Origin of the sequence: Duganella dendranthematis (genome assembly GCF_012849375.1) — a bacterium.
GTDB lineage: Bacteria > Pseudomonadota > Gammaproteobacteria > Burkholderiales > Burkholderiaceae_D > Rugamonas > Rugamonas dendranthematis.
The window spans coordinates 1,686,710-1,711,907 of the sequence record NZ_CP051684.1 but is presented as its reverse complement, the minus strand read 5'-3'; the positions used below and the strand labels follow the sequence as shown (position 1 = coordinate 1,711,907).

The following is a 25,198-nucleotide window of genomic DNA, read 5'->3' as shown; positions in this document are numbered from 1 at the left end:
CCGAATGCATTTTTATCGAAGCCTAAGCTGGCATTAGCGCGTGCCGGCTTGAGACCTGCACGCCCATCGAACCTGTACAACACAAAGGATCTTTATGCAGATCGGAATGATAGGGCTGGGGCGCATGGGCGCCAACATGGTATGGCGTCTGGCGGCGGCGGGGCATCACAGCGTTGCCTATGCGCGCCACGCGGAGACCGTCAACGCGGTGCTGCGCGACGGCGTGACTGGCGCATCGTCGCTGGAGGACCTGGTATCCAAGCTGGAAACGCCGCGCGTGCTGTGGCTGATGGTGCCGGCCGGTGCGGTCGACTCCACGCTGGATATCCTGAAGCCGCTGCTGTCGCCCGGCGACATCATTATCGACGGCGGCAACTCGCACTACCACGACGATATCCGTCGCAGCGCGCAGCTGAAGGAACAGCAGCTGCACTACGTCGATGTCGGCACCAGCGGCGGCACCCACGGCCTGACGCGCGGCTACTGCCTGATGATCGGCGGCGAGCCGGAAATCGTCAAGCATCTGGAACCGATTTTCTCCACGCTGGCGCCGGGGCATGATGCGGCCACGCCGACGCCCGGCCGCGACAAGCCTGGCAGCAGCGCCGAGCAGGGCTTCCTGCATTGCGGTCCGAATGGGGCCGGCCACTTCGTCAAGATGGTCCACAACGGCATTGAGTACGGCATCATGGCCGCATATGCGGAAGGGTTGAACATTCTGCGTCACGCGAATATCGGCAAGCAGGAACAGGAAGTCGATGCCGAGACCACGCCGCTGCGTCATCCGGAGCACTACCAGTACGATCTGGATCTGGGCGAGATCAGCGAGCTATGGCGGCGAGGCAGCGTCATCAGCTCCTGGCTGCTGGACCTGACGGCCGACGCGCTGCTGCAAGACCCGCATCTGGAAGCCTACGCCGGCCGGGTCTCCGATTCGGGCGAAGGCCGCTGGACCATCGCCGCCGCCATCGACGAAGGCGTGCCGGTGCCGGTGTTGAGCAATGCGCTGTTCGAGCGATTCAGTTCGCGCGGTAACGCGGAATTCGCCGGCAAGGTATTGTCGGCGATGCGCGCCGGCTTCGGCGGCCACGCCGAGAAGCCGCATAAGTCAGGAACCGCGTAATGGCTGACGATATCGTTTTTCTGATTGACTGCGACAACACGTTGATGGACAACGATCGTGTCCAGAGCGATTTGCGCGAGCACATGGAAAAGGAATTCGGCGCCGAGGCGCGCGACCGGTACTGGAGCATCTACAACGAGCTGTTCGCGCAACTAGGTTATGCCGATTACCTCGGCGCGTTGCAGAGGTATCGCATCGACGCCATGAACGATCCCAAGCTGCTGCTGATGGCCGGCTGGCTGATGAACTACCGCTTTGCCGACCGTCTTTATCCGGGCGCGCTGGACGTGATCAAGCATCTGCGTCAGTGGGGCAAGGTGGTGGTTTTGTCGGATGGCGACGTGGTGTTCCAGCCGCGCAAAGTGGAGTATTCGGGCTTGTGGGATGCGGTGGATGGCAATGTGCTGATTTACATCCACAAGGAGACCATGCTGGAGCAGATCGAGGTGGCGTATCCCGCGCGCCACTACGTAATGATCGACGATAAGGTACGTATTCTGGCGGCCATGAAAAAAGGCTGGGGCGACCGGCTTACCACCGTGTTCCCGCGCCAGGGCCATTATGCCTTCGCCGACGATGTCGCCAGTTTTACGACGCCGGATTTGACGGTCGACGGCATTGGCGATTTGTTGAACTATGACTTGTCGGCTTTCGCCGGCATTCAAAAGGAGACTGTGTCATGAACCCTGCACTGCATTTACGCCAGCTGGGCCAAGGCCTGTGGCTGGACAATATCACGCGCGGCCTGCTGACCAGCGGCACGCTGAAAAAGTATATCGACGAGTATGAGATCAGCGGCTTGACGTCGAACCCGAGCATCTTCGAGGCGGCCATTCAGGGCGCCGATTTCTACGACGAGGCGATCCGCACCAGAAGCGCGGCTGGCGCCAAGGGCGAGTCGCTGTTCCTGGAACTGGCGCTGGAGGATTTGCAGCAGGCTGCCGATCTGTTCCTGCCGATGCATCAGGCGTCGCATGGCGTGGACGGCTGGGTGTCGATGGAGGTGTCGCCGCTGCTGGTGCATGATGCCGAAGGCACGCTGCGCGAAGCGCGCACCCTGCATGAACGCTTGCAGCGGCCGAATGCCTTTATCAAGATTCCTGGCACCGCAGAAGGTGTGAAGGCGATTGAGGAGGCGATATTCGCCGGCATTCCGGTCAACGTGACGTTGCTGTTTTCGCGCGAGCAGTATCTGGCGGCGGCCGAGGCTTATCTGCGCGGTATCGAGCGGCGCATTGAAGCGGGGTTGGATCCGAAGGTGGCGTCGGTGGCCTCGCTGTTCGTCAGCCGCTGGGACGCGGGCGTCAAGGACAAGGTGCCGGAGGAGTTGAAGAACAAGCTGGGGATCGCGGTGGCGCGGCAGACCTATGCGGCGTATCGCGAGCTGCTGGCGTCGCAGCGCTGGCGCGATCTGGCGGAGACGGGCGCGTTGCCGCAACGGCTGCTGTGGGCTAGCACCGGCACCAAGGACCCGGCGGCGTCGGATATTCTGTACGTGGAGTCGCTGACGGCGCCGCAGACCATCAACACGGTGCCGGAGAAAACGCTGCTGGCGTTCGTCGATCACGGCGTCGTGAACGGCAGCATGCCGCCGGAAGGTGGCGATGCGGAGAAGGTGCTGAAGCAGTTTGCCGACGCCGGGATTGATGTCGATGCATTGGCCGCGCAGTTGCAGACCGAAGGCGCGGAGTCGTTCAACAAGTCCTGGAAGAAGTTGATGGACGTGATTGCCGAGAAGGGTAAAGGCTAGCGGCACGCCGTCATTCCCGCTTGCGCGGGAATGACGTTTCAGGCGTTGCGGGCGAGGACGGCGTGGGCCAGCAGGGACACGTTCTCCACGCTGAAGCCGTACTCGCGCAGCACGCGCTCCCCTGGCGCCGAGGCGCCGAAGCGGTCGATGCCCAGCACGTCGCCATGCGTGCCGACATAACGATGCCAGCCCTGCGTGGCGCCAGCTTCAATCGCCAGCCGCGCCGTCAGTGCCGGCGGCAGCACCTGGTCGCGGTATTCCTGCGGCTGCTGGTCGAACAATTCCCAGCTCGGCATCGAAACCACGCGTGCGCGTACATTGTCTGCATGCAGCTTGGCTTGCGCTTCCAGCGCCAGATGTACTTCCGAGCCGGTTGCGATGAGTATGATCTGGGCCTCGCCGCCTTCCGCTTCGCTCAGCACATAGGCGCCGCGCTGCACGCCGTCGGCCGGCGCAAACCTGGTGCGGTCCAGCGTCGGCAGATGCTGGCGCGTCAACGCCAGCGCCACCGGCTGGCCGGCCGATTGCACCGCGACGCGCCACGCCGCCGCTGTTTCGTTGGCGTCGGCCGGTCGGATCACCACCAACCCAGGCATGGCGCGCATGCTGGCCAGGTGCTCGATCGGCTGGTGCGTTGCACCGTCTTCACCCAGCGCGATACTGTCGTGGGTGAAGACGTACACCACCTGCAATCCCATCATGGCCGACAGGCGCATGGCCGGCCGCATGTAGTCAGCGAATACCAGGAAGGTGGCGTTGAACGGCAGCGTGCCGCCGTGTGCAGCCAGGCCGTTGCTGATCGCGGCCATGGCGTGTTCGCGCACGCCGAAGTGGATATTGCGGCCGGCGCGGCTCCAGCCACCGCCGTTGGAGCCTTGGCGGTCGCCAGCTTCCTCTGCGCCGGGCGGGCTGTCCGGCTGGAAGTCGCCGAAGTCTTTCAATGCGGTGAAAGTGGACGGGTCAAGGTCGGCCGAGCCGCCGATTAGCGCCGGCAGTTTGGCGGCGATGGCGTTGGCCACCTTGCCGGCGGCGGTACGCGTCGCCACGCCCTTGGCGTCGGCGGGGAAGACAGGGATGTCGGCATCCCAGCCTTCCGGCAGGCCGCTGGTGCCGCCTTCCATCAACTGATGCAGTTCGCGCGCCAGTTCGGGGAAGGCTTGCGCGTAGGCGTCCATGCGGTCGCGCCATTCGGCCTCGTTATGGCCGCCGCGTGCTCCGGCGGTTGCATACGCCATGCGCGCCTCGTCGGGGATAAGGAACGCCGGTTCTTCGGGCCAGCCCAAAGCGCGCTTGGTTAGCGCCACTTCGTCCGCACCCAGCGGCGAGCCGTGGGCGTCGATCTTGTCCTGCTTGTTCGGCGAGCCGAAGCCCAGATGACTGCGCACCAGAATCAGCGACGGCTTGTGCACTTCGGCGCGCGCGGTGGCCAGTGCCTGCTCAATGGCTTCGACGTTATTGGCGTCGTCCACCGTCTGCGTGTGCCAGCCGTAGGCGGCGAAGCGCGCGGCGCGGTCTTCGCTGAAGGTCATGTCGGCGCCTGCCGACAGCGTGACCTGATTGTCGTCGTACAGGTAAATCAGCTTGCCCAGCTTCAGATGACCGGCCAGCGACGCTGCTTCCGACGCGATACCTTCCATCAGATCGCCGTCGCTGACGATGCCGTAGGTGTGGTGGTCAATCACGTTATGACCGGGACGGTTGTAGCGCGCCGCCAGGCTGGCTTCGGCGATGGCCATGCCCACGCCGTTGGCGAAGCCCTGGCCCAGTGGCCCGGTGGTCACTTCGACGCCGGGCGTGACGCCGCGCTCCGGATGGCCGGGCGTGATGCTGTCCCACTGGCGGAATTGCTGCAGCTGTTCCAGCGGCAGGTCGTAACCACTCAGGTGCAGCAGGCTGTAAAGCAGCGCCGAGCCATGGCCGGCCGACAGCACGAAGCGGTCGCGGTCGAACCAGTGCGGATTGGCGGGATGGTGTTTGAGAAAGCGCGTCCACAGCACATAGGCCATGGGTGCGGCGCCGAGCGGCAGGCCGGGATGGCCGCTGTTGGCTTTTTGTACCATGTCGACACTGAGGAAACGCAGTGTGTCGATATTCAGTTGATCGCTGGAGTTCATGCGTGAGTCCTTCAAGGGAAGTCTCTCACAACAGTAGCGCCGGTGGACGCGCCGCTCTGTGCGGCACGCCACTTAGTTGGTCAGCTTCTTAGAAGCAGTGTTCCTGCGCCGGGAAGCTGACGTCCTTGACGGCGGTAACGTAGGCCGTGATGGCGGCGTCAATGCTGGTCTGGCCTTCCATGAAGTTCTTCACGAAGCGCGCTTTGCGGCCTGGGAATACGCCCAGCAGGTCGTGCATCACCAGCACCTGGCCGGAGCAGTCCGGACCCGCGCCGATGCCGATGGTCGGCACCGACAGCAGTTCGGTGATTTCCTTGCCCAGTTGCGCAGGGATGGCTTCCAGCAGCACCACCGATGCGCCGGCCGCTTGCATCTTCAGGCAGTCGGCCTTCAGCAGGTCGGCGCTCTCGGTGGTCTTGCCCTGGACTTTATAGCCGCCCAGCTGGTGCACCGATTGCGGCGTCAGGCCGAGGTGTGCACAGACTGGAATGGCGCGGTCGGTCAGGAATTTGACGGTGTCGGCCAGCCACGCGCCGCCTTCGATCTTGATCATGTGGGCGCCGGCCTGCATGACCTGCACGGCGTTGGCGTAGGCGGTTTCCGGCGTGCCGTAGGCGCCGAACGGCAGGTCGGCCATGATCATCGCCGACTTGGCGCCGCGCGCCACCGAGGCGGTGTGATAGGCGATGTCGTTGACGGTGACCGGCAGCGTGGAGGTGTGGCCGGCGCAGACCATGCCCAGCGAATCGCCGATCAGCAGGATTTCGACGCCGCAGCGGTCCATCAGCGAAGCGAAGCTGGCGTCGTAGCAGGTCAGCATGGTGATTTTTTCACGCGCGGCGTGCAGCGCCTGCAGCGTGTTGACGGTGACAGCCTTGTTGACGACCGCTTTGGCCGGTGCAGGTGCGGTGGCTTCGGCAGGCTTTTGGCCGGAGGCCAGTTCGGTTCCTTGCAGGTATCCAGACATGATAAATCCTTTACTTTAAAGCGGGCGGATGCCCTGGTCGGCCACACCGGCGGCGTACTGCGACGCCGCGCCGTGGCCGGGAATGTGGATGGACGGCGCGATCTCCAGCAGCGGCACCAGCACGAAGGCGCGCTCGGTCATGCGCGGATGCGGCACCGTCAGCGTGGCGCTGTTGATGACGGCGTCGCCATACAGCAGCAGGTCGAGGTCCAGCGTGCGCGGAGCATTGTGGTAGGGCCGTTCGCGGCCGTGCGCCTGTTCGATGCTGTGCAGTGCCTGCAGCAGCGCTTCTGCATCCAGCGTGGTGGCGATGCGGGCGACGGCGTTGATGTAGTCGTCGCCGCTGGAGTCGATCGGCGCGGTACAGTACAGACTTGATGTGGCCAGCAGCGTGCAGCCGGGCTGGCGCTGCAGGCGTTGCAGCGCATCGAGCACGTTGGCCTGGGCGTCCCCCAGGTTGGCGCCGATGCCGATGTAGGCCAGTGTAAATGCAAATGGCGCCTGGTCGTCCGGTGCGGAGGCGGGCGCCAGGCCGGCGGAAATTGCGGTGTTCATGATGCGGCGGAGATTACTCGGCGCCGCCGTCGCGCGCAGGAGCGTCGCTACCACCTTCGCCGCCGTCGCCGCCCTCACCACGGCCGCTGCGGTTGCGTCCACCACGGCGCGGGCCGCGTTTGCGTTTGGCCGGGCCGCCAGTACTGCCGCCACCAGCGCCGCCGCCGCTTTCACCCTCGCGCGGTGCGCGGGCGGAGGCGATCAGTTCTTCGCGGGTGATCTCGTCGCCTTCGTAGAACGCAGTCCACCAGTCGCCGATTTCGGCGTCGATTTCGCCGGAGGCGCAACGCAGCAGCAGGAAGTCGTAACCGGCGCGGAAGCGCAGGTGTTCCAGCAGCTTGTGCGGCGCCTTGCCGGTGCGGCGCTCGAAGCGCGGCTGCATCGACCAGATGTCGCGCATGTCGGTGCCGATCTTGCGCTGCAAGGCCAGCTTTTCGGTCTGCGAATCGAGTACATCGTCGGCCGCCAGGTGCAGCGCCGGAATGGTCTGTTCGCCGGCTGCGCGGTAGGCGGTCCACTTTTCCAGCACCTGGTGCCACAGCAGCGACGCAAACAGGAAGCCCGGCGAGACGGTCTTGCCGGCGTGGATGCGCGAGTCGGTCGAGTCCAGCGCCAGCGTCACGAACTTGACGCCCAGCGGCTGTTCCAGCACCACGTCGAGCAGCGGCAGCAGGCCGTGATGCAGGCCTTCCTTGCGCAGCTGCTGCAAACAGGCCAATGCGTGGCCGCTCATCAAGAGCTTGAGCATTTCGTCGAACACGCGCGCGGCCGGCACGTTGTTGATCAGCGGCGCCATGACCTTGATCGGCGCGCCGGTTTCCGGCTCGATGCTGAATTTCAGCTTGGCGGCAAAGCGCACCACGCGCAGCATGCGCACCGGGTCTTCGCGGTAGCGCGCTTCCGGTACGCCGATGATGCGCAGCGTCTTGGCGCGGATGTCTTCAATGCCGCCGTGGTAGTCCAGCACCTGCTGGTTGGCCGGGTTGTAGTACATGGCGTTGATGGTGAAGTCGCGGCGTTCCGCGTCTTCCGCCTGCGAGCCGAAGGTGTTGTCGCGCAGGACGCGGCCATGTTCATCCTTCGGCGCGCTGTCCGAGGTGGTGCCGCGGAAGGTGGTCACCTCCAGCAGGTCCTGGCCGAACATCACGTGCACGATCTGGAAGCGCTTGCCGATGATGAAGGCGCGGCGGAACAGCCGCTTGACCTGCTCCGGCGTGGCGTTGGTGGCGATGTCGAAGTCTTTCGGCTTGACGCCCAGCAGCAGGTCGCGCACGGCGCCGCCGACCACAAAGGCTTCGTAGCCGGCTTCCTGCAGGCTGCTGGTGACGCGGATGGCGTTGTTGGACAGCAGGCGCGGATCGATGCCGTGGGCTTCGGGCCCCAGCACCACCGGGGTGTTCGTGTCGCGGACCGCTTTACTCTTGGTGCCGAGGATTTTGCGGATCAGTTTCTTAATCATTGAATAGGTCAATTAATGGCCAGCCATTCGCGGCGGCGTGCGTTTTCAGTTTTTCGTTGGGGTTGGTCGCCACCGGATGGCTGACGATGGACATCAGCGGCAGGTCGTTGTGCGAGTCGCTGTAGAAGTAGACAGTGTCGAAATCTTCCAGCGTTTTCCCCATTTTTTCCAGCCACGCCTTGGTGTGGACGATCTTGCCCGGTCCCTGGGTCGGCGTGCCAAGCAGCTTGCCGGTCAGGTTGCCGTCGGCGTCCAGTTCCGGCATGGCGGCGATCAGGTGTTCCACGCCCAGCGCCTTGGCGATCGGCGCGGTGACGAAGTGGTTGGTGGCGGTGACGATGGCCACCAGGTCGCCTGCATCGATGTGCTTTTGTAGCAGCGCGCGCGCCGCCGGGTGCAGCGCCGGCGTCACCACTTCGGCCATGTACTGCGCGTGCATTTCATCCAGCTGCGTGCGCGGGAAGCGCGCCAGCGTGCCAAGCGTGAACTCCAGGTATTCTACCGGATCGAGCGTGCCGGCCTGGTATTGGGCGAAGAACTCCCGGTTGCGGCGGTCGTATTCGACGGCGTCGACGGCGCCGGTGCGCACCAGGAACTGGCCCCATTCAAAGTCGGAGTCGATCGGCAGCAGGGTGTGGTCGAGGTCAAAAAGGGCGAGGTTCATCATTCTTTCGCTTCCGCCTGCAGCCACTCGCGCAGCAGCGGCAGAGTGATCGGGCGTTGGGTTTCAAGGGAATACTGGTCCAGCGAGTCCAGAATGGTCGACAGCGACCGCATGTCGCGCTGGAAGTGCGACAGCAGGTAGGGTATCACGCCAGCCGACAGCGTCAAGCCGCGGGCGGTGGCGGCGGCGGCCAGCGCGGCGCTCTTTTCGTCGTCGGTCAGGCCGTGGATCTGGTAGATCAGGCCCCAGCCCATGCGCGTGCGCAGGTCTTCGCGCACCGGCAGCACCGCCGGCGCGACGTTGCCGCTGCAGACCATGAAGGCGTTGTTGGCGCGGATTTCGTTAAACAGCGCGAAGGCGTCGATCTGCGCCACCGGCGACAGCTTTTCGCAGTCGTCCAGCAGGTACAGGTCCACCTCCGGCGAGTAGACGAATTCGGACTCGATCGAAAACGGCGAGATGTAGCGTGCGCGCGCCTGGTCGGCCTCGCTGCCGCTGCTGGCCAGGGCCTTGAGCAGGTGCGACTTGCCGACGCCGACCGCGCCCCACAGGTAGGCGAAGTGTTCGCGCGAGCTGCGATCGGCGAACTGCTTCATCAGCGCTGCCGATTCGGCATTCTGTCCCACCTCGAACGATGCGAGGCTGTGCGCTGGTTCCGCGCCTAAATCGAGCACCAGTTGTTTCATGGCGTTCGCCTTGTGGTCTTTTGCATAACGTTTATCTGTTTCACATCATGCATTATAGAAGCTGCTGCTCAGATAGTGGCGACGCAAGTGGCGGAAAGCCACCATCAGCACCGCCGACGCGGGCAACGCCAGCAGCACGCCGACCAAGCCGAACAGCTGGCCGAAGGCCAATAAGGCGAAAATGACGGCCAGCGGATTGAGGCCGATCCGTTCGCCCACCAGGCGCGGGGTCAGCACAAAACCTTCCAGCACCTGGCCGACGCCGTAGATGATGGCCACCGCGATCAGGCCGCTCCAGTCGGAAAATTGCAGCACCGCCGAAATCAGCGCCAGCACCAGGCCCAGGCCAAAGCCGAGGTAGGGGATGAACACCAGCAGGCCGGTGATGATGCCGACCGGCAGGGCGACGTCGAAACCGGCGATCGCCAGCGTCACCGAATAGTAGATGGCCAGCACCAGCATCACCAGCAGCTGGCCGCGCAGGTACTGGGCCAGCAGGGTGTCGACTTCGCGCGCCATGCCCATGGTCGGCGCGATGTAGCGGCGCGGCACGCAGCCGGCCACGCGGCCCAGCATGGCCGGCCAGTCCAGCAGCAGGTAGAACAGCACCACCGGGATCAGGGTCAGCGTCGCCAGCCAGCCGAGAATGGCGGTGCCGCCGACGCGGGCGGAATTGAGCACGGCGCTCCAGATGGCGTCACCGCTGGCGGCCAGCTGCTCGGACGCCAGCTGTTTAATGCCGGCGCTGTCGACGCGCACCTTGACCCCCAGATTGAGCAAGCGCGGCGCCAGCATGTCGTTGGCCTTGGCCAGGAAGGCCGGGATCTGCGCCTGCAGCAGCGGGATTTCCTTTTGCAGCACCGGCACCACGATCAGCACCAGCGCGATAATGGCGGCGAAGAACAGCACCACGACGATGGTCACCGACAGCGCGCGCGGCATGGTGACGCGGCGGCCGAAGCGCACCCGGTCCAGCCAGTCGACGCCCGGATTGAGCGCATAGGCGAAGATGGCGGCCGCCAGGAAGGGCGTCAGCACCGGGCCGAGGGTAATTAACAGGAACAGGAATGCCGCCCACACCGCTAACCAGAATGCCGTCTGCTTTTGCTCAACCGAGAGGGGAAATGGCATGGAGGTGAATTCGATGGTTAAAAAGGCGGTTGGACGGGGCAATTTTGATAAAATAGCGGATTGACCGGGTTTATGTACTAATCTTTGCGCTGATTTCTGCGCGTTTTCATGTGATTTTGTCATGAAAATGGGTCTCCGCCTTCTATTTTACCGCCTCCGCTGCGAAATACACCATGAGCCAAACTTCAAATGTTTCCCTGTCCTACCGTGACGCCGGCGTCGATATCGACGCGGGTGATGCTTTAGTCGAAGCAATCAAGCCGTACGCCAAGCGCACCATGCGCGAGGGTGTGCTGGCTGGTTTGGGCGGTTTCGGCGCCATGTTCGAGATCAGCAAGAAGTACAAGGAGCCAGTGCTGGTATCCGGTACCGACGGCGTGGGCACCAAGCTGAAACTGGCGTTTGAGCTGAACCGTCACGACACCGTCGGCATCGACCTGGTGGCGATGAGCGTCAACGACATCCTGGTGCAGGGCGCCGAGCCGCTGTTCTTCCTCGACTACTTCGCCTGCGGCAAGCTGGACGTGGCCACCGCGACCAACGTCATCAAGGGCATCGCCCAGGGTTGCGAACAGGCCGGCTGCGCGCTGATCGGCGGCGAAACCGCCGAGATGCCAACCATGTATCCGGACGGCGAATACGACCTGGCCGGTTTCGCGGTCGGCGCGGTGGAAAAATCGAAGATCATCGACGGCACCAAGATCGCCCCGGGCGACGTGGTGCTGGGCCTGGCCTCGTCGGGCGTGCATTCGAACGGTTACTCGCTGGTGCGCAAGATCATTGAAGTGTCGAAGCCGGACCTGGAAGGCGACTTCCACGGCCGCAAGCTGTCGGACGTGCTGATGCAGCCGACCCGCATCTACGTCAAGCCGCTGCTGGCGCTGATGGAATCGATCGAAGTCAAAGGCATGGTGCACATCACCGGCGGCGGCCTGGTCGAGAACATCCCGCGCGTGCTGCAGCCTGGGCTGGTGGCCGAGCTGGATTCGAAGTCGTGGACCATGCCACCGCTGTTCCAGTGGCTGCAACAGCACGGCGGCGTGGCCGATTCGGAAATGCACCGCGTGTTCAACTGCGGCATCGGCATGACCGTGATCGTCTCGCAGGAGAACGCGGCAGCCGCCATCGCCCAGCTGGAAGCGGCCGGCGAAACCGTCTACACCATCGGCAAGATCCGCGCCCGCGTCGGCGACGAGCATCAGACCATCGTCGTGTAAGCGATACTTTGCGATACAAAAAAGCGGGCCGCGTGCCCGCTTTTTTCATGGCCGCGTCACGCATGGCTGGCATACTGCGAGCCATGAAAAAACTCCTGACCCTATTGCTGGCGCTGGCCGCCGGCGTGGCGGCCGCGCAGCCGGCCCATCCTGTCATTCTGGTGTCGCTGGACGGCTTCCGTCCGGATTATCTGGAGCGTGGCGTCACGCCCAACCTCAACCGGCTGGCGGCCGGCGGCGTGCGCGCGGTGGCGATGCGGCCGTCGTTCCCGTCGATTACATTCCCTAATCATTACACGCTGGTCACCGGCCTGCGGCCCGACCATCATGGCATCGTCGACAACACCATGATCGACAAGGCGATTTCCGACAAGCGCTTCACCCTCAGTAATGCCGAGGCGGTGGCCGACCATCGCTGGTGGGATCAGGGCGAGCCGGTGTGGGTGACGGCCGAGCGCAACGGCATCCGTACCGGCACCATGTTCTGGCCCGGTTCGGAAGCGGCGATTCACGGCGTGCGGCCAACCGTGGCGCCTAAGTTCGACGGCAAGCTGCCGGCCGCCGAGCGGGTCGATACGCTGCTGTCCTGGCTGGACCGTCCGGCCGACCAGCGCTTCGGTTTCATGACGTTATATTTCGATGATGTGGACCACGCCGGCCATGAGTTCGGCCCGGCTGCGCCGCAGACCACCGAGGCGGTGGCGCTGGTCGATCAGGCCATCGGCCGCTTGCTGGATGGGTTGGCCAGCCGCCACCTCGACGCCAACCTGGTCATCGTCTCCGACCATGGCATGGCGGCGGTCAATCACGAGCGCGTGCTGCCGTTGTACCAGATGCTGCCGAAGGGCAGTTATGAGGACGTGACCAACGGCCCGTACGCGGGCATCAATCCCTCGTCGCCGGAGCAGGCGGACAAGCTGGCGGCGGCGTTGATGCAGCCGCACGCGCATCTCCAGTGCTGGCGCAAGGAAGAGATTCCGGCGCGGCTGGCTTATGGCCACAATGCGCGCGTGCCGGCTTTCCTGTGCCTGGCCGATCCGGGCTGGAGTATTGTGTTCAGCGACAAGAGCGCTGCCAAGGTCAAGGGCGGCAAGCATGGCTACGACAACGTGGCGCCGGACATGGCGGCGACCTTCATTGCTGCCGGTCCGGCCTTTAAGCCGGGCGTGGTGCTGCCGGAATTTGACAACGTCGACGTCTATCCATTGCTGATGCGTTTGCTGGACGTGGCGCCGCTACCATCCGACGGCGACATCACGCCGCTGCTGCCGGCGCTGGGGCAGTAGCACCGGCGGCAGGCGCAGCAGACGATCAGCGCCCCGGTGGCGGCGGTGGACCGCCTTCCGGCATGGCGGCGATGACGTCGCCGTGCTTGTGGCACACGCCGCTGACGGTGTCGCCGCGATGGCCGGTGAACTGCACCTTGTCGCCTTCGACCTTGCCTTTGCAGGCGGCCACCGCTTCCGGCGGTGGACCGGGCGGCGGGCCGTCCGGTGGCGGATTATTCTGCGCGGACGCGCTCAACATGCAGCCGGCCAGCGCCGACCACAGCATCCAATGCTTCATCAACTTCATGACTACTCCCGATAACAATGCGTGAGCCGCCATTGTGCTGCTGGCGCTTGTTAGCTGCGGTCAAGGCGGCGTAAAGCGCGGTAAATTGGCGTGTCCGGCTGCCGTGCGCCGTCGCGTCCGCCGGGCGGATTACACTCTGGCGTCAACCACACCGGAGCATTGAAACCACATGAAAGCGTACTCTTTAATGTTGCTTGCCTGCCTGGCCTTGTCCGCCAAAGCCGACGGTCCTTCGACCTATGAGGCTGCGGGGATGCTGGATGCCTACCTCAAAGTCTGCACCGAGCTGGCGCCGGAAAAAACGGCGTTTTACAAAGCGAACATCCTGACGAGCATGAGCTGCGGCATGTCGGTTGCCGACGCGGAGAAAAGTGTGACAGAAATCCGGGACAGCAAGAATCCGCAAATCCGCGCGGCCTACCAGACCGCCTATCAGAAGGCGCTGGCGCCTTTTAACAGCGCCACAGCAAAACAGAAACTGGAATTCTGCGCCCACTTTTCCGAGGTGAAGTGCTAGACCGTCCGGTAGAGTGCTGTCACAGCTGACGCCGAGCAGCGGTCAGGGTACGGTAAAAGACAGTAACCCCTAATGGCGTCTAGCACCGCCATGGTGATGCAGGTCTTCCAGATCGATGTCTGTGACGATGCCGGTATCTGCATCTATACAATTGAAGGTGACGCGCCAGTTGGCATTCACTTCCATGCTGTAGCGGCAGGCGTGTCCGCTTAGTTGTTTGACGTTTTTGAGCACGCCCAAACCATCGCGGATATCATCCAGACATCTTGCTGAGTGCAAATGCAGCAAGATGTCGCACAACGATTTGGCCCAGGAAACGGAAATGCCGCGTTTATCGTTCCCACCCGATTGTCATAGACGCCGCATGCCTTTATGCACGATATCTCTGCTATGAGGAATCATGACATTGTCCTGAATGGTTGACGGGCTTAGTGTTTGCTCCTACGATAAAGAGTGAGTTCTAATCGGCATCGGAGGAACTATGATCACTATGCATCCTGGGGAATATCTCTCTCTGTCCTACGTCGAACCGTACGAAATTAGTTCGGCCGAGTTGTCGGAGCGACTTGGGCTGCCGGTGCTGACTATCGATGGTTTGCTGATGCAAGAGATAGAGTTGACGGCGGAAATGGCTGTCAGGTTTGAACTGGTGCTGGGCTGTTCTGCCGAATCATGGCTGGGGATGCAGACTGATCACAGCCTGATGCAGGCAAGAAAAAAGGTCGAGCCTGCTACGGTTCGACCTTTCGTATTCCCACCGCGTAAGGACGCGGCCTGACAGGATTAGCGCTTGAGAATTTTCGCCACCGGCGCGGGGCGCAGGCGGAAGGCGTCGGGCATGCCGGAACCGAGCAGGGGACGCAGGTACATGCGGAAAGCGTCGGTGACGTCGGTGCCGCTGGCGCTGATGAACTCGTCTTCCATCACGCGCGTCTTCCCGGCTACGGTGGTCAGCGGCAGTAGTTCGTAGTCGACCGAGTAGAAGCCGGTGCGCTTGATGGCCACCGAGCCGTCGCGGGCGCCCCACATGGCGAACTGCACGGCCTTCTCGCCGACTTCACGCGCTTCGCGCTGGTCGACGTCCGACACGCAGCCGATGAAGGAGCGCTGCAAATAGCCGAAGGTGTCGCCACGCACGCGCTTGATGCCGAGTTTGGCCTTGATTTCGTCGCACAGCAAATCGGCCAGCGCGCCGGTGCCGGACAGCTGCACATTGCCATGCGCGTCGCGTTCCACTTCCTTGGCCAGCAAGGAGGCGATGGCTTCACCGCTAGCGTCATGGATGCCTTCCGATACCGCGATCACGCAGCGGCCGTAGCGTTCGTAGGTGGCTTTCACATCCGCCAAAAACTGGTCCAGAGAAAACACCCGCTCCGGCAGATAGATCAGGTGCGGGCCGTCGTCCGGGAACTTCTTGCCAAGGGCCGAGGCGGCGGTGAGGAAGCCGGCGTGCCGGCCCATCACCACGCCCACATACACGCCCGGCAAGGCGGCATTGTCCAGGTTGGCGCCGGCAAACGCCTGCGCTACAAAGCGCGCGGCCGACGGGAAGCCCGGCGTGTGGTCACTGCCGACCAGGTCGTTGTCGATGGTCTTGGGAATGTGGATGCAGCGCAGCGCGTAGTTGGCGGCCTGCGCCTGTTCGCTGACGATGCGCACGGTGTCCGATGAATCGTTGCCGCCGATGTAGTAGAACTGTTCGATCTCGTGCGCGCGCAGCACCTTGAAGATCTCGGCGCAGTAGGCCAGGTCCGGCTTGTCGCGGGTCGAGCCCAGCGCGGAGGAGGGCGTGGCCGCCACCAGCTCCAGGTTCTGGCTGGTTTCGCGCGTCAGATCGACCAGGTCTTCGCTGACGATGCCGCGCACGCCGTGCATCGCGCCGTAGACCCGGTTGACGTCGCGGAAGCGGCGCGCTTCCAGCACCACCCCCGCCAGCGATTGGTTGATGACGGCGGTTGGCCCGCCTCCCTGTGCGACCAGAATTTTTCCCGATGCCATGCCCGCTCCTTGTGAAGGTTGCTGCTGCGCTTCCGCATCATAGCGTACGGCGTTATGGATGTGGTGTACGGAAGTAGCTCATCATGCAGACATAGTCGGCCAGTGGCATGATGCCAAGCTCGCGCCGGTGCTGTTCGACCTCCTGCACGCTTTGCTCATCGGGCAAGCCGAAATGCGGCATGGCCCAGGCTTGCGGCGTGAACTGCGTGCCGTAGCGTTGCGGCTTGTGCTGCGCCACCAGCACGCGGTCGATGAAGCGCGACAGGGTCATGCCATCCAGTTCACCATCGGCATGCCGTTGCTCGATCTCGGGTTGCAGCGAGGCCTGGAACTTGGGTTGCAGGTCCGCATGTTGCGCCAGCAGCCAGGCGTTGCGGACGCCGCGTTCGCCGACCTGGGCGGCCGTCGGAAAGCCTTGCGCTTTGACGAGCTTGTAAAGCCAGGCGACGTTGTCGGCATCGATTTCCAGTGCGCGCCGCCGGACCAACGCATTGTTGGGCGCGGCGAGATAGGCATTGCGTGCGTCCTGATCGCGCTGGAAGCGTTCGGCCAGCGCGTCGCGCAACGCCGGGTTGCTGAAGGTGCGCGCTGCATCCCGCTGGATGAGCGCTTCGGGCGAGTCTTGCGGATGCGCCTGGTTCCAGGCAATGGCGCCGGGACAGGGCATTTCTTCTGCAGAAGATGGCTCCGGCGCGTCGGCGCTAGCCAGCGGCATGGCCAGCGAGGCGCACAGCCAGGCCAACCATGCCATTTGCATGGCGCCGCGCATCAGTGGTCGCCGATATTCTTGTCGAGGAATTTCTCCACCTTGCCCCAGAAGTCGACGCGGGTCTGCGGCAGCTTCCAGCTGTGGCCTTCATCTTCGTATTCGATCAGCTCGACATTCGGGTTGGTGGCCTTGACCGCCTTGCTGAACTTGATGCTGTGCGCCGGTGTCACGCGGACGTCGGCGCCGCCGTAGGCCATCAGCAACGGCTGCTTGAGCTCGGCCGCACGCAGCAGGGGCGAGGTGGCCTTGAACTGCTCGGCATCCTTGTCCTGGTCGCCGATCAGTGCCGGCATGCCGAAGCGCTTGTAGTCGTCGCTCATGTCCGAACGGTAGTTCCAGCTGCCGTCGTACAACAGGTTGATGTCGGTTATGCCGGCCCACTCCACGCCGCACTTGTAGAGCTCCGGTTCCTTGATCATGCCCATCAGCGTGGCGTAGCCGCCGTAGTTGGGGCCGGCGATGCAGATGCGCTTGGCGTTGGCGTAGCCCTGTTCGATGGCCCAGCGGGTGCCGTCGGTGACGTCATCCTGCATTTTCAGGCCCCATTGTTTCCAGCCAGCGCGGAACAGCTTGCCGCCGTAGCCGGTGCTGCCGCGATATTCCGGTTCCAGCACGGCGTAGCCGCGCGAGGCCAGGAACTGCACTGCCGGCACCCATTCCCAGCTGCCGCCGCGTACCCATGGGCCGCCGTGGACCAGCACCACCATCGGCAGGTTCTTGCCGCCGCCTTTCGGCAGCGTCAGCCAGGCCGGGATGGAGAGACCGTCACGCGCCTTGTAGTGCACCAGTTCCTTGCGGCCCATCTGGTTCGGGTCGATGTTAGGGAAGGATGCGCTGATCATGCGCAGTTTGCCGGTTTCGCTGTTGTACAACATCAGGCGCCGTGGCCAGATGTCGGCGTAGGCGCTCACCAGCACCCACGGCGATTCCGGCCGGGATGGCAGGGTCAGCAGGTTGTTGGTGTTGGGCAGCAGCTTGTCGACCTTGTCCTGCATCGCCTGCATGGCCGGATCGAGCCAGGTGGTGCCCCAGGCATCGGTCAGGTGGCGCACGCCCAGCAGTTTGTCCTTGTCGAAGATGAGCTGGCCGCTGAAGTCATAGCCCTCCAGGTTGACCAGCGGCTTATCGGCCAGCTTGCCGCTGGCGACGTCGTAGCTGTAGACGGCGTTGGTGTCGGTGCCGGGCGCGGTATGCATCACGTACAGCGTGCCGTTCTTGCCGAAAGCGAACGGGCGGAAGCCGCCGCCGCGGCCGGTGTAGCGCTCAAAATCGGTCAGCTTGCGCCAGTCGTTGGTGTTCGGATCGCGGTAGAAAATGTTGTTGCTGCCGCCTTTTTCGCGGGTGGTGGTCAGGCGTGGTTCGCCGTCGTTGTCCAGCATCCACGCGACGGTGTCGCCGGGCCGCGCGATGCTGCCGCTGGTGCGGCCGGTCACTGTATTGAGCCGCAGCACATTGGTGTAGAGAAACTCTCCACTGCTGCTGTAGATGCGATCCTGGACGTAGATATAGTCGGAGTTCTGCGCGCCGCGCTGGCCCAGCAGATAGGTATGCCACGGCAGCTGGTCGCGGCTGGCCGTACTGGAACCGTTGGTAATGAACGGCTGCCAGCTGCGCTGCGCCAGTTGGCGGAATTTGCTGCCGTCGCGGTTCACTGCGAACAGGCCGGGGCGTAGCGCATGTCGCCTTCGGCGAGGTCGTGGTCGGCGGCGGTGAACACCAGCCGCTCATCGTTGACCCAGCGGTAGGTGCCAATGTCGGCATCGCCGAAATTGCCCACCACTTTGACTGCATCGGTGGCAAGGTCGACCACGCCCAGCATGTCGCGCTTGTTCTTGGTGGCGACCCGTACCGCCAGGTATTTGCCGCTCGGTGACAACAGGGCGTCGCTGAATTCGGGATTGGTGAAGAAGTCGGCGATCGGCGGCAGGGTCTTGGCTGCGTCGACGGCCTGGGAGTGGCCGCACAGGAACGCGCCGGCCATAGCCAGGGCGCGCAAAAAGTGGTGGAAGCGCATATGCCTTGTTATAAAATAAGTAATCAAGACAAGATAGCACCAGCTTGCCAAATGCGCCACAGCATAAATGTATTTTAATGTTGCTCCGGCGCGCGGATGTAGTCGACCAGCGCCGCCGCGCGCGGTCCCGGCGCCGGCGTCAGCAGGCTGACCACAACCACGGTCAGCACGCCGGCCGGCACGCCAAAGATGCCGGCCGAAATCGGCGCGATATGGAACCATTGATTTGCCGCGCCGCCGCCGAGGATCGGATTGGTGTGCAGCATGTAGTAGACGCACACCAGGAAGCCGACCGTCATGCCGGCCACCGCGCCGTGGTGGTTGGCGCGCTTCCAGAACACGCCCAGCACCAGCGCCGGGAACAGCGTCGAACCGGCCAGCGAGAAGGCCGCACCCACCAGCGATAAAATGTCGCCCGGCTTGGTCGAGGCGGCGTAGGCGGCGATGAAGGCCACCGCCAGCAACAGCAACTTGGAAATCGTCACCCGCTTCTGGGTGGAGGCGCTGCGGTCCACCAGCTTGTAATACACGTCATGCGACAGCGCGTTGGAGATGGCCAGGAGCAGGCCGTCGGCGGTGGACAGCGCCGCCGCCAGGCCGCCGGCCGCCACCAGCCCGGAGATCACGTACGGCAGGCCGGCGATTTCCGGCGTGGCCAGCACCAGCACGTCGGCGTCGATGGTGATTTCGGCCAGCTGCACCACGCCGTCATGGTTGATGTCGTTGATGCTGAACAGCGGATTAAGCTTGTCCACATTGGCCCAGTACGACACCCAGTTGGGCAAATGGTCGTAGTTGGTGCCGACTAGCGCGTTGTAGATGTCGTACTTGACCAGCACCGCCAGCGCCGGAATGGTCAGGTAGATCAGCAGGATGAAGAACAGCGTCCACAGCACCGAGACGCGGGTGTCGTGCACCGACGGCGTGGTGTAGGAGCGCATCAGGATGTGCGGCAGCGCGGCCGTGCCCAGCATCAGGCAGAACACCAGCGCCAGAAAGTTGTTGCGCTTGATGTCGGAGGTGGCCGGGTCGCCGGGGTAGGGCGTAGCGTGCGGCGTGATCGGTTCGGCGCGTTGCAGGTTCTGCTCGCGCGCTTCGCTCCACACGCGTTCGGCCTCGTCGGCATTTTTCGGATAGGCCACCAGTTCGCGTTCCGCACTGCGGATGTCCAGCAGCGAGGCGTTGCGCGTTTTGACGTGGTCCACTTTGCGCTGGGCGTCGGCGCGGCCGATTTCCCAGGAGGATGGCAGCGTACTGAGGCGCTGCTCGTAGTCGGCGGCGCGCTGGCGGAAGATGGCGCGCACTTCGGCTTCTTTCGGATCTTCCTGCAACACGTGTTCGCGCGCGCTCAACTTGGGTAGCAGTTTGCCGTAGGCCACTTGCGGAATCGGGTTGTCGGTATGTTTGGCCGACAGCCAGATGGCTGGAATCAGAAACGCCACCAGGATGATGATGTACTGCGCCACCTGGGTCCAGGTGATGGCGCGCATGCCGCCGAGGAAGGAGCACACCAGGATGCTGGCCAGGCCGAGGAAGATGCCGACCGAAAAATCAACGCCGGTGAAGCGCGAGGCGATCAGGCCTACCGCGTAGATCTGCGCCACCACGTAGGTGAAGGAGACGATGATGGTGGCGATCACGGCCAGGATGCGCACCGCGCGGCCGCCACGCTCGGCATCGTCGGCGCCGCCGTAGCGCTCGGCCAGGAAGTCGGGGATGGTGTACTGGGCGAACTTGCGCAGGTAGGGCGCGATCAGCAGCGCCACCAGGCAATAACCGCCGGTCCAGCCCATGATGTAGGCCAGGCCGTCGAAGCCGTGCAGGTAGAGGCCGCCCGCCAAGCTGATGAAGCTGGCGGCCGAGATCCAGTCGGCGGCGGTGGCCATGCCGTTGAACATGGCCGGCACGCGGCGGCCGGCCACGTAGTATTCGAGCACGTTGGAGGTGCGGCTGATGACGCCGATCAGCGCGTACAGCACAATGGTGGCGAACATGAACAGGTAGCCGATCCACACGCGCGGCATGCCTTCCTGTTCCAGCGCGGCCAGCGCGATCAGGAAGCCGCCGAAGCCGGCGGTGAACATGGCGTAGTAGCTGCGCAGGCGCTGGAAGAAGGTGCGTGGCTTCAAGCGGACGGCTCCGGTTGCTGGCGCGCGGCGCGGTCGAGCCGGCGCATGCGCCAGGCGTAGAAGGCGATGATGCCGAGGTAGACCAGCGACGCCCCCTGCGCCGCCAGATAGAATGACAGCGGCCAGCCGAACACGCTCAGGCCGGCCAGTTCGCGGGCGAAGAAGGCGGCGCAGAAGCCGGTCAGCATCCACAGCGTCAGCAGCAGGGCGGTCATGCGGCGGGTTTTGTGCCAGTGTTGCAGGCGCGTGAGCGGCGGCGCGGCGGAAGGTTGCGGTTTATCCATAGTACGGCGCTTCGTTTTCGTCGTCGTGCTGCGCCGGCGGCAGCGGGAAAGTCAGGCGGAACAGCGCGCCCGGCAGCTTGGGCTGCGTCGCGCGCGGATTGCTGAAGATGTCGACCTCGGCGCCGTGTTGCTGCGCAATCTCGCGCACAATCGCCAGCCCCAGGCCGCTGCCCTCGGCGGTGTTGCCCAAGATGCGGTAGAAGCGCTCGAATACGCGCTCGCGTTCGCCTTGTGCGATGCCGGGGCCGGTGTCTTCCACTTCCAGGTAGCCGTGCTCCAGTTCGTCGCTGCGCACCCGCACGGTGACGCTGCCGCCGGCCGGCGTGTAGCGCAGCGCATTGTCGATCAGGTTAGACAGCAATTCGCGCAGCATGGTCGGATTGCCGGTGATCAGCAGCGGCAGTGGCGGCGCTTCAAAGCCAAGGTCGATGCGATGGGAGAACGAGGCTTGCACCCAGTCCTGCACCACCATGCGCGCCAGCTCGGACAAGTCCAGCGACTGCATGACGCTGCCGGTCTGCGGATGGTTCTCGGCGCGCGCCAGGGCCAGCAATTGATTCACCAGCCGCGTCGCCGCTTCCGAGCTCTTGGCCAGCTGTTCCAGCGAGCGGTGGATTTCGCCGCTGTCGGTCTGGCGCAGGGCCAGCTCGGACTGCATGCGCATGCCGGCCAGCGGCGTGCGCATCTGGTGGGCGGCGTCGGCGATGAAGCGCTTCTGCATATCGATCGTCAGCGACAGCCGCGACAGCATCTCGTTGAGCGAACGCACCAGCGGCGAGATTTCCTCCGGCACCTGGTTGGAGGCGATGGGACTCAGATCTTCCGAACTGCGCGCGCGGATGCGCTCCTGCAATTGCGCCAGCGGCGACAATCCGCGCGCCAGCGCAAACCAGACCAGGGCCAGTACCACCGGCAACACAATGAACTGCGGCAGGATCACGCCCTTGATGATGGCGTTGGCCAGTTGCGCGCGCTTTTCCAGCGTCTCGGCCACCTGCACCAGCGCGAGCTGCGGCGTGCTGCCATCGTTGCGCTCGATCTGCACGTAAGCGAAGGCGACCCGCACCGGCGTGCCATGCATGCTGTCGTTGCGGAAGCGCACGCCGCCGGCGCTGGTCTTGTCTTCATCGTCCAGCACCGGCTGCGGCATGTCGCGGTCGCCGTCGATGTGTTCGCCTTGCGGGCCCTGGATCTGGAAGTAGACGTTGTCGATGTCGTCGGCGCGCAGGATGTCGCGGGCCGATCCACTGAGGCTCTTGATCAGCTTGCCATCGACCGAGCGCACCTGCTGCGCCAGCACCGTCACGCTGTCTTCCAGCGCATGGTCGAAGGGCTGGTTGGCGATCGACTTGGCGACCAGGTAGGTGATGGCGATGCTCATCGGCCACAGCAGCAGCAGCGGCGCCAGCATCCAGTCCAGGATTTCGCCGAACAGGGAATGCTGTATGTCCTCGTCCGCATCGGGGGCGGGCGGTTGATACTCCGGTTCGGCGGTTTCCGGGACGGCGCTCACTTGCTGGCGTTTCCGGTGTCGGCCCTGGCCTCGGCCTCGGCGCTGGCGCGCGCGGCTTCGGTGAATTTCTCCAGGCAGTAGCCGAGGCCGCGCACGGTGGCGATGCGCACGCCGCCGACTTCGATCTTCTTGCGCAGCCGGTGCACATAGACTTCGATGGCGTTGTTGCTGACTTCCTCGCCCCATTCGCACAGGTGATCGACCAGTTGTTCTTTCGATACCAGACGACCGGTGCGGGCCAGCAGGATTTCCAGCAGCCCCAGTTCGCGCGCGGACAGGTCCAGCATCTGCTCATTAATATAAGCGCTGCGACCGACCTGGTCGTAGCTCAGCGGGCCGTGCCTGATGACGGTGGCGCCGCCGCCGGCGCCGCGCCGCACCAGCGCGCGCACCCTTGCCTCCAGTTCCGACAGGGCGAATGGTTTGGCCATATAATCGTCGGCGCCGAGGTCGAGGCCGTTGACGCGCTGCTCGATCGAATCGGCGGCGGTCAGGATCAGCACCGGCAGCAGCGAGGAGCGCGCGCGCAGGCGGCGCAGCACTTCCAGGCCGGACAGCTTGGGCAGGCCCAGGTCCAGGATCAGCAAATCGAATTCCTGGGTCGACAGGGCGGTGTCGGCTTCCTGCCCGTTGCGGACGCAATCGATGGCGTAGCCGGACTGGCGCAAGGAGCGGGTCAGCCCGTCGGCCAGAACGCTGTCGTCTTCGGCAAGTAAAATACGCATGTGAATCTACTCCGGCTGTACAAGCCCCTATTTTGGCGAGTTTTTGTGCTTTCTCAAAGAATTAGCGCAAATCCCGCTTGCATTAAGCACTGTTTTTTTATACAGTGCTACCTGTATTGAACAACCCAACTGGCTGAAAGCACATTATGGACGACAAAAAAGGCGTAGTACCTGCATCTGAAAAAGCCAAGGCGCTGGCAGCTGCGCTGGCCCAGATCGAAAAGCAATTCGGCAAGGGTTCCGTCATGCGCATGGACGCCAGTGCCCCGATCGAAGAAGTACAAGTGGTCTCGACCGGCTCGCTGGGCCTGGACGTGGCACTGGGCGTCGGTGGCCTGCCGCGCGGCCGCGTGGTGGAAATCTATGGTCCGGAATCGTCGGGTAAAACCACGCTGACCCTGCAAACCATCGCCGAGATGCAAAAACTGGGCGGCACCTGCGCCTTTATCGACGCCGAGCATGCGCTGGACGTCGGCTACGCGCAGAAACTGGGCGTCAACCTGCACGAGCTGCTGATTTCGCAGCCGGACACCGGCGAACAAGCGCTGGAAATCTGCGACGCGCTGGTGCGTTCCGGTTCGGTCGACATGGTGGTGGTCGACTCGGTCGCCGCGCTGACGCCACGCGCCGAGATCGAAGGCGATATGGGCGACTCGCTGCCAGGCCTGCAGGCACGCCTGATGTCGCAAGCGCTGCGCAAGCTGACCGGTTCGATCAACCGCACCAACACCCTGGTGATCTTCATCAACCAGATCCGCATGAAGATCGGTGTGATGTTCGGTTCGCCGGAAACCACCACCGGCGGTAACGCGCTGAAGTTCTACGCCTCCGTGCGTCTGGACATCCGCCGCACCGGCTCGATCAAATCGGGCGATGAGGTGATCGGTAACGAAACCAAGGTCAAGGTCGTCAAGAACAAGATCGCGCCACCGTTCAAGGAAGCGCACTTCGACATCCTGTACGGCGCCGGCACCTCGCGCGAAGGCGAAATCCTCGATCTGGGCGTGGAAGCCAAGATCGTCGAGAAGTCGGGCTCGTGGTACAGCTACAACGGCGAACGCGTCGGCCAGGGCAAGGACAACGCCCGTATCTTCCTGCAAGAGCGTCCGGCGCTGGCGTGGGAAATCGAAAACAAGGTGCGCGAATCGCTGGGCGTGCGCGCACTGCCGCCACTGGCCGGCGCCGACACCACCGTGGTCAAGCTGAAGCCGGCCAAACCGGAAGCCGACGCGGCGTAAGCATGTCGTTCCCGCGCAGGCGGGAACCCATGCTGAGCCAGCGCTGTCTCGGCTCCCGCTTGCGCGGGAGCGACGCCGTCCATGCGAACCCCACCACTTAGCCTCAAAGCGCGGGCGCTGCGCTATCTCTCCATGCGCGAGCATAGCCGGCTGGAACTGGCGCGCAAGCTGTCCAAATATGCCGAGGCGGGCGACGACGTCGACGCCCTGCTCGACCTGCTGGAAAAAAACAACTGGCTGTCGCAAGAGCGCTTTTCCGAAGCGCTGATCCACCGCCGTGCCGCCCGGTACGGCAATAGCCGCATTGTCGCCGAGCTGCAAAGCCACGGCGTCAATGGGGAAGCCCTGCAGGAACTCAAATCCAATCTGGCCGACACCGAGATCGAACGCGCCCGCGACATCTGGCAGCGCAAGTTCGGCATCGTGGCAAATGATCCACAGGATCGACATAAGCAAATTCGCTTTCTGTTGCAGCGAGGCTTCTCGCAACGCACCGTGCAAAAGGTCATCAAAGGCGCCGATCTCGACGACTGAGTATCCAGCCGGTGCGGGGTGTGCTAAACTTTGCGGGTTTTTGCAGCACCGCGGGTGCGGTGGTTGTCCGTAGAAGCTGCGGCAACGTGCATTTTTAGTAAGAGAAAATGCGCCAGGCTGCTAACTAATTACATGCCGCGAGAGCGGTATCGATCTTATGTCCCTGTTAACTCCAGTTATCCGACGTGCGCTGCGGTCCTCGCGCGCAACCGCTATCCCCAACCGGAATGGTGTGC

At 63.7% G+C, this 25,198-nt stretch carries 26 protein-coding genes; 9 read left to right on the top strand and 17 right to left on the bottom strand.

Annotated features, from left to right (window positions below; all coding sequences use genetic code 11):
• Nucleotides 1–94 precede the first annotated feature (94 nt).
• From gnd to tal, 3 genes are read left to right on the top strand one after another with little or no spacing between them, the layout of a single operon-like run.
• On the top strand, nt 95–1,123 hold the full coding sequence (gnd, locus tag HH213_RS07945; RefSeq protein ID WP_110845382.1) for a phosphogluconate dehydrogenase (NAD(+)-dependent, decarboxylating): 1,029 nt from the start codon (nt 95–97) through the stop codon (nt 1,121–1,123).
• Nucleotides 1,123–1,806 (top strand): HAD family hydrolase, encoded by a 684-nt coding sequence (locus HH213_RS07940; protein ID WP_169111892.1) that lies wholly within the window; start codon nt 1,123–1,125, stop codon nt 1,804–1,806. The genes gnd and HH213_RS07940 overlap by 1 nt, the downstream gene beginning before the upstream one ends.
• A complete protein-coding gene (gene tal / locus HH213_RS07935; protein ID WP_110845380.1) occupies nt 1,803–2,873 on the top strand; it encodes a transaldolase in 1,071 nt (356 codons plus the stop codon). The genes HH213_RS07940 and tal overlap by 4 nt, the downstream gene beginning before the upstream one ends.
• A gap of 38 nt (nt 2,874–2,911) precedes the next feature.
• On the opposite strand, the gene tkt is transcribed toward tal, so the two are convergent.
• From tkt to HH213_RS07900, 7 genes are all read right to left on the bottom strand, one after another.
• The gene (gene tkt / locus HH213_RS07930) at nt 2,912–4,987 is read right to left on the bottom strand and encodes a transketolase (RefSeq protein WP_169111891.1); all 2,076 of its coding nucleotides are present in this window, start codon (nt 4,985–4,987) and stop codon (nt 2,912–2,914) included.
• Between the two features lie 88 nt (nt 4,988–5,075).
• Nucleotides 5,076–5,954 (bottom strand): 3-methyl-2-oxobutanoate hydroxymethyltransferase, encoded by an 879-nt coding sequence (panB, locus tag HH213_RS07925; RefSeq protein ID WP_174864399.1) that lies wholly within the window; start codon nt 5,952–5,954, stop codon nt 5,076–5,078.
• Between the two features lie 15 nt (nt 5,955–5,969).
• Entirely contained in the window at nt 5,970–6,509 is a 540-nt protein-coding gene (gene folK, locus HH213_RS07920) for a 2-amino-4-hydroxy-6-hydroxymethyldihydropteridine diphosphokinase (RefSeq protein WP_169111890.1), read from the bottom strand.
• A gap of 13 nt (nt 6,510–6,522) precedes the next feature.
• Complete coding sequence (gene pcnB, locus HH213_RS07915) at nt 6,523–7,968, bottom strand: polynucleotide adenylyltransferase PcnB (protein ID WP_169111889.1); 1,446 nt, start codon at nt 7,966–7,968, stop codon at nt 6,523–6,525.
• Nucleotides 7,961–8,632, bottom strand: a complete 672-nt coding sequence (locus HH213_RS07910; RefSeq protein WP_110845685.1) for a histidinol-phosphatase — start codon at nt 8,630–8,632, stop codon at nt 7,961–7,963. The genes pcnB and HH213_RS07910 overlap by 8 nt, the downstream gene beginning before the upstream one ends.
• Nucleotides 8,632–9,318, bottom strand: coding sequence for a DnaA regulatory inactivator Hda (gene hda / locus HH213_RS07905; RefSeq protein WP_110845377.1), 687 nt, complete (start codon nt 9,316–9,318; stop codon nt 8,632–8,634). Before hda ends, HH213_RS07910 begins: the two co-directional genes overlap by 1 nt.
• A 45-nt stretch (nt 9,319–9,363) precedes the next feature.
• A complete protein-coding gene (locus tag HH213_RS07900) occupies nt 9,364–10,449 on the bottom strand; it encodes an AI-2E family transporter (RefSeq protein WP_169111888.1) in 1,086 nt (361 codons plus the stop codon).
• A gap of 173 nt (nt 10,450–10,622) precedes the next feature.
• Between HH213_RS07900 and purM the strand changes: the two genes are divergently transcribed.
• Both purM and HH213_RS07890 read left to right on the top strand, forming a co-directional pair.
• On the top strand, nt 10,623–11,666 hold the full coding sequence (gene purM / locus HH213_RS07895) for a phosphoribosylformylglycinamidine cyclo-ligase (protein WP_169111887.1): 1,044 nt from the start codon (nt 10,623–10,625) through the stop codon (nt 11,664–11,666).
• An 83-nt stretch (nt 11,667–11,749) separates the two neighbouring features.
• On the top strand, nt 11,750–12,952 hold the full coding sequence (locus HH213_RS07890) for an alkaline phosphatase family protein (RefSeq protein ID WP_229263354.1): 1,203 nt from the start codon (nt 11,750–11,752) through the stop codon (nt 12,950–12,952).
• Nucleotides 12,953–12,977: 25 nt separating this feature from the next.
• Here HH213_RS07890 and HH213_RS07885 read toward each other — a convergent pair whose 3' ends face one another.
• Nucleotides 12,978–13,241, bottom strand: coding sequence for a hypothetical protein (locus HH213_RS07885; RefSeq protein ID WP_169111885.1), 264 nt, complete (start codon nt 13,239–13,241; stop codon nt 12,978–12,980).
• A 169-nt stretch (nt 13,242–13,410) separates the two neighbouring features.
• Here HH213_RS07885 and HH213_RS07880 point away from each other — a divergent pair, with 169 nt between their 5' ends.
• A complete protein-coding gene (locus HH213_RS07880) occupies nt 13,411–13,758 on the top strand; it encodes a hypothetical protein (RefSeq protein WP_146235885.1) in 348 nt (115 codons plus the stop codon).
• A 69-nt stretch (nt 13,759–13,827) separates the two neighbouring features.
• Here HH213_RS07880 and HH213_RS07875 read toward each other — a convergent pair whose 3' ends face one another.
• Complete coding sequence (locus HH213_RS07875; protein WP_169111884.1) at nt 13,828–14,046, bottom strand: hypothetical protein; 219 nt, start codon at nt 14,044–14,046, stop codon at nt 13,828–13,830.
• A 193-nt stretch (nt 14,047–14,239) separates the two neighbouring features.
• Between HH213_RS07875 and HH213_RS07870 the strand changes: the two genes are divergently transcribed.
• On the top strand, nt 14,240–14,536 hold the full coding sequence (locus tag HH213_RS07870; RefSeq protein WP_169111883.1) for a HigA family addiction module antitoxin: 297 nt from the start codon (nt 14,240–14,242) through the stop codon (nt 14,534–14,536).
• Nucleotides 14,537–14,541: 5 nt separating this feature from the next.
• On the opposite strand, the gene HH213_RS07865 is transcribed toward HH213_RS07870, so the two are convergent.
• The 8 genes from HH213_RS07865 to HH213_RS07835 form a co-directional block, all read right to left on the bottom strand.
• Nucleotides 14,542–15,756, bottom strand: coding sequence for a 6-phosphofructokinase (locus tag HH213_RS07865; RefSeq protein ID WP_169111882.1), 1,215 nt, complete (start codon nt 15,754–15,756; stop codon nt 14,542–14,544).
• 52 nt (nt 15,757–15,808) lie between these two features.
• A complete protein-coding gene (locus HH213_RS07860) occupies nt 15,809–16,513 on the bottom strand; it encodes a DUF6624 domain-containing protein (RefSeq protein ID WP_169111881.1) in 705 nt (234 codons plus the stop codon).
• A gap of 11 nt (nt 16,514–16,524) precedes the next feature.
• On the bottom strand, nt 16,525–18,177 hold the full coding sequence (locus HH213_RS07855; protein WP_229263353.1) for a prolyl oligopeptidase family serine peptidase: 1,653 nt from the start codon (nt 18,175–18,177) through the stop codon (nt 16,525–16,527).
• Entirely contained in the window at nt 18,174–18,539 is a 366-nt protein-coding gene (locus HH213_RS30090) for a hypothetical protein (protein ID WP_229263352.1), read from the bottom strand. Before HH213_RS30090 ends, HH213_RS07855 begins: the two co-directional genes overlap by 4 nt.
• 74 nt (nt 18,540–18,613) lie before the next feature.
• Nucleotides 18,614–20,623 (bottom strand): sodium:solute symporter family protein, encoded by a 2,010-nt coding sequence (locus HH213_RS07850; RefSeq protein ID WP_169115034.1) that lies wholly within the window; start codon nt 20,621–20,623, stop codon nt 18,614–18,616.
• Nucleotides 20,624–20,664: 41 nt separating this feature from the next.
• Nucleotides 20,665–20,952, bottom strand: a complete 288-nt coding sequence (locus HH213_RS07845; RefSeq protein ID WP_110845368.1) for a DUF4212 domain-containing protein — start codon at nt 20,950–20,952, stop codon at nt 20,665–20,667.
• Nucleotides 20,945–22,465: a sensor histidine kinase gene (locus tag HH213_RS07840; protein ID WP_169111880.1), complete on the bottom strand. Its 1,521-nt coding sequence runs from the start codon at nt 22,463–22,465 to the stop codon at nt 20,945–20,947. Before HH213_RS07840 ends, HH213_RS07845 begins: the two co-directional genes overlap by 8 nt.
• Complete coding sequence (locus tag HH213_RS07835; protein WP_169111879.1) at nt 22,462–23,190, bottom strand: response regulator; 729 nt, start codon at nt 23,188–23,190, stop codon at nt 22,462–22,464. Before HH213_RS07835 ends, HH213_RS07840 begins: the two co-directional genes overlap by 4 nt.
• Before the next feature lie 146 nt (nt 23,191–23,336).
• Here HH213_RS07835 and recA point away from each other — a divergent pair, with 146 nt between their 5' ends.
• Entirely contained in the window at nt 23,337–24,428 is a 1,092-nt protein-coding gene (gene recA / locus HH213_RS07830; protein WP_110845365.1) for a recombinase RecA, read from the top strand.
• Between the two features lie 81 nt (nt 24,429–24,509).
• Complete coding sequence (recX, locus tag HH213_RS07825; RefSeq protein ID WP_169111878.1) at nt 24,510–24,962, top strand: recombination regulator RecX; 453 nt, start codon at nt 24,510–24,512, stop codon at nt 24,960–24,962.
• Nucleotides 24,963–25,198 lie beyond the last annotated feature (236 nt).

What these genes read in the sequence shown, in the direction of transcription:
- gnd (WP_110845382.1), top strand. Translation starts at nt 95, where the DNA reads ATGCAGATCGGAATGATAGGGCTGGGGCGCATGGGCGCCAACATGGTA.
- HH213_RS07940 (WP_169111892.1), top strand. Translation starts at nt 1,123, where the DNA reads ATGGCTGACGATATCGTTTTTCTGATTGACTGCGACAACACGTTGATG.
- tal (WP_110845380.1), top strand. Translation starts at nt 1,803, where the DNA reads ATGAACCCTGCACTGCATTTACGCCAGCTGGGCCAAGGCCTGTGGCTG.
- tkt (WP_169111891.1), bottom strand. Translation starts at nt 4,987, where the DNA reads ATGAACTCCAGCGATCAACTGAATATCGACACACTGCGTTTCCTCAGT.
- panB (WP_174864399.1), bottom strand. Translation starts at nt 5,954, where the DNA reads ATGTCTGGATACCTGCAAGGAACCGAACTGGCCTCCGGCCAAAAGCCT.
- folK (WP_169111890.1), bottom strand. Translation starts at nt 6,509, where the DNA reads ATGAACACCGCAATTTCCGCCGGCCTGGCGCCCGCCTCCGCACCGGAC.
- pcnB (WP_169111889.1), bottom strand. Translation starts at nt 7,968, where the DNA reads ATGATTAAGAAACTGATCCGCAAAATCCTCGGCACCAAGAGTAAAGCG.
- HH213_RS07910 (WP_110845685.1), bottom strand. Translation starts at nt 8,632, where the DNA reads ATGAACCTCGCCCTTTTTGACCTCGACCACACCCTGCTGCCGATCGAC.
- hda (WP_110845377.1), bottom strand. Translation starts at nt 9,318, where the DNA reads ATGAAACAACTGGTGCTCGATTTAGGCGCGGAACCAGCGCACAGCCTC.
- HH213_RS07900 (WP_169111888.1), bottom strand. Translation starts at nt 10,449, where the DNA reads ATGCCATTTCCCCTCTCGGTTGAGCAAAAGCAGACGGCATTCTGGTTA.
- purM (WP_169111887.1), top strand. Translation starts at nt 10,623, where the DNA reads ATGAGCCAAACTTCAAATGTTTCCCTGTCCTACCGTGACGCCGGCGTC.
- HH213_RS07890 (WP_229263354.1), top strand. Translation starts at nt 11,750, where the DNA reads ATGAAAAAACTCCTGACCCTATTGCTGGCGCTGGCCGCCGGCGTGGCG.
- HH213_RS07885 (WP_169111885.1), bottom strand. Translation starts at nt 13,241, where the DNA reads ATGAAGTTGATGAAGCATTGGATGCTGTGGTCGGCGCTGGCCGGCTGC.
- HH213_RS07880 (WP_146235885.1), top strand. Translation starts at nt 13,411, where the DNA reads ATGAAAGCGTACTCTTTAATGTTGCTTGCCTGCCTGGCCTTGTCCGCC.
- HH213_RS07870 (WP_169111883.1), top strand. Translation starts at nt 14,240, where the DNA reads ATGATCACTATGCATCCTGGGGAATATCTCTCTCTGTCCTACGTCGAA.
- HH213_RS07865 (WP_169111882.1), bottom strand. Translation starts at nt 15,756, where the DNA reads ATGGCATCGGGAAAAATTCTGGTCGCACAGGGAGGCGGGCCAACCGCC.
- HH213_RS07860 (WP_169111881.1), bottom strand. Translation starts at nt 16,513, where the DNA reads ATGCAAATGGCATGGTTGGCCTGGCTGTGCGCCTCGCTGGCCATGCCG.
- HH213_RS30090 (WP_229263352.1), bottom strand. Translation starts at nt 18,539, where the DNA reads ATGCGCTTCCACCACTTTTTGCGCGCCCTGGCTATGGCCGGCGCGTTC.
- HH213_RS07850 (WP_169115034.1), bottom strand. Translation starts at nt 20,623, where the DNA reads ATGTTCACCGCCGGCTTCGGCGGCTTCCTGATCGCGCTGGCCGCGCTG.
- HH213_RS07845 (WP_110845368.1), bottom strand. Translation starts at nt 20,952, where the DNA reads ATGGATAAACCGCAACCTTCCGCCGCGCCGCCGCTCACGCGCCTGCAA.
- HH213_RS07835 (WP_169111879.1), bottom strand. Translation starts at nt 23,190, where the DNA reads ATGCGTATTTTACTTGCCGAAGACGACAGCGTTCTGGCCGACGGGCTG.
- recA (WP_110845365.1), top strand. Translation starts at nt 23,337, where the DNA reads ATGGACGACAAAAAAGGCGTAGTACCTGCATCTGAAAAAGCCAAGGCG.
- recX (WP_169111878.1), top strand. Translation starts at nt 24,510, where the DNA reads ATGCGAACCCCACCACTTAGCCTCAAAGCGCGGGCGCTGCGCTATCTC.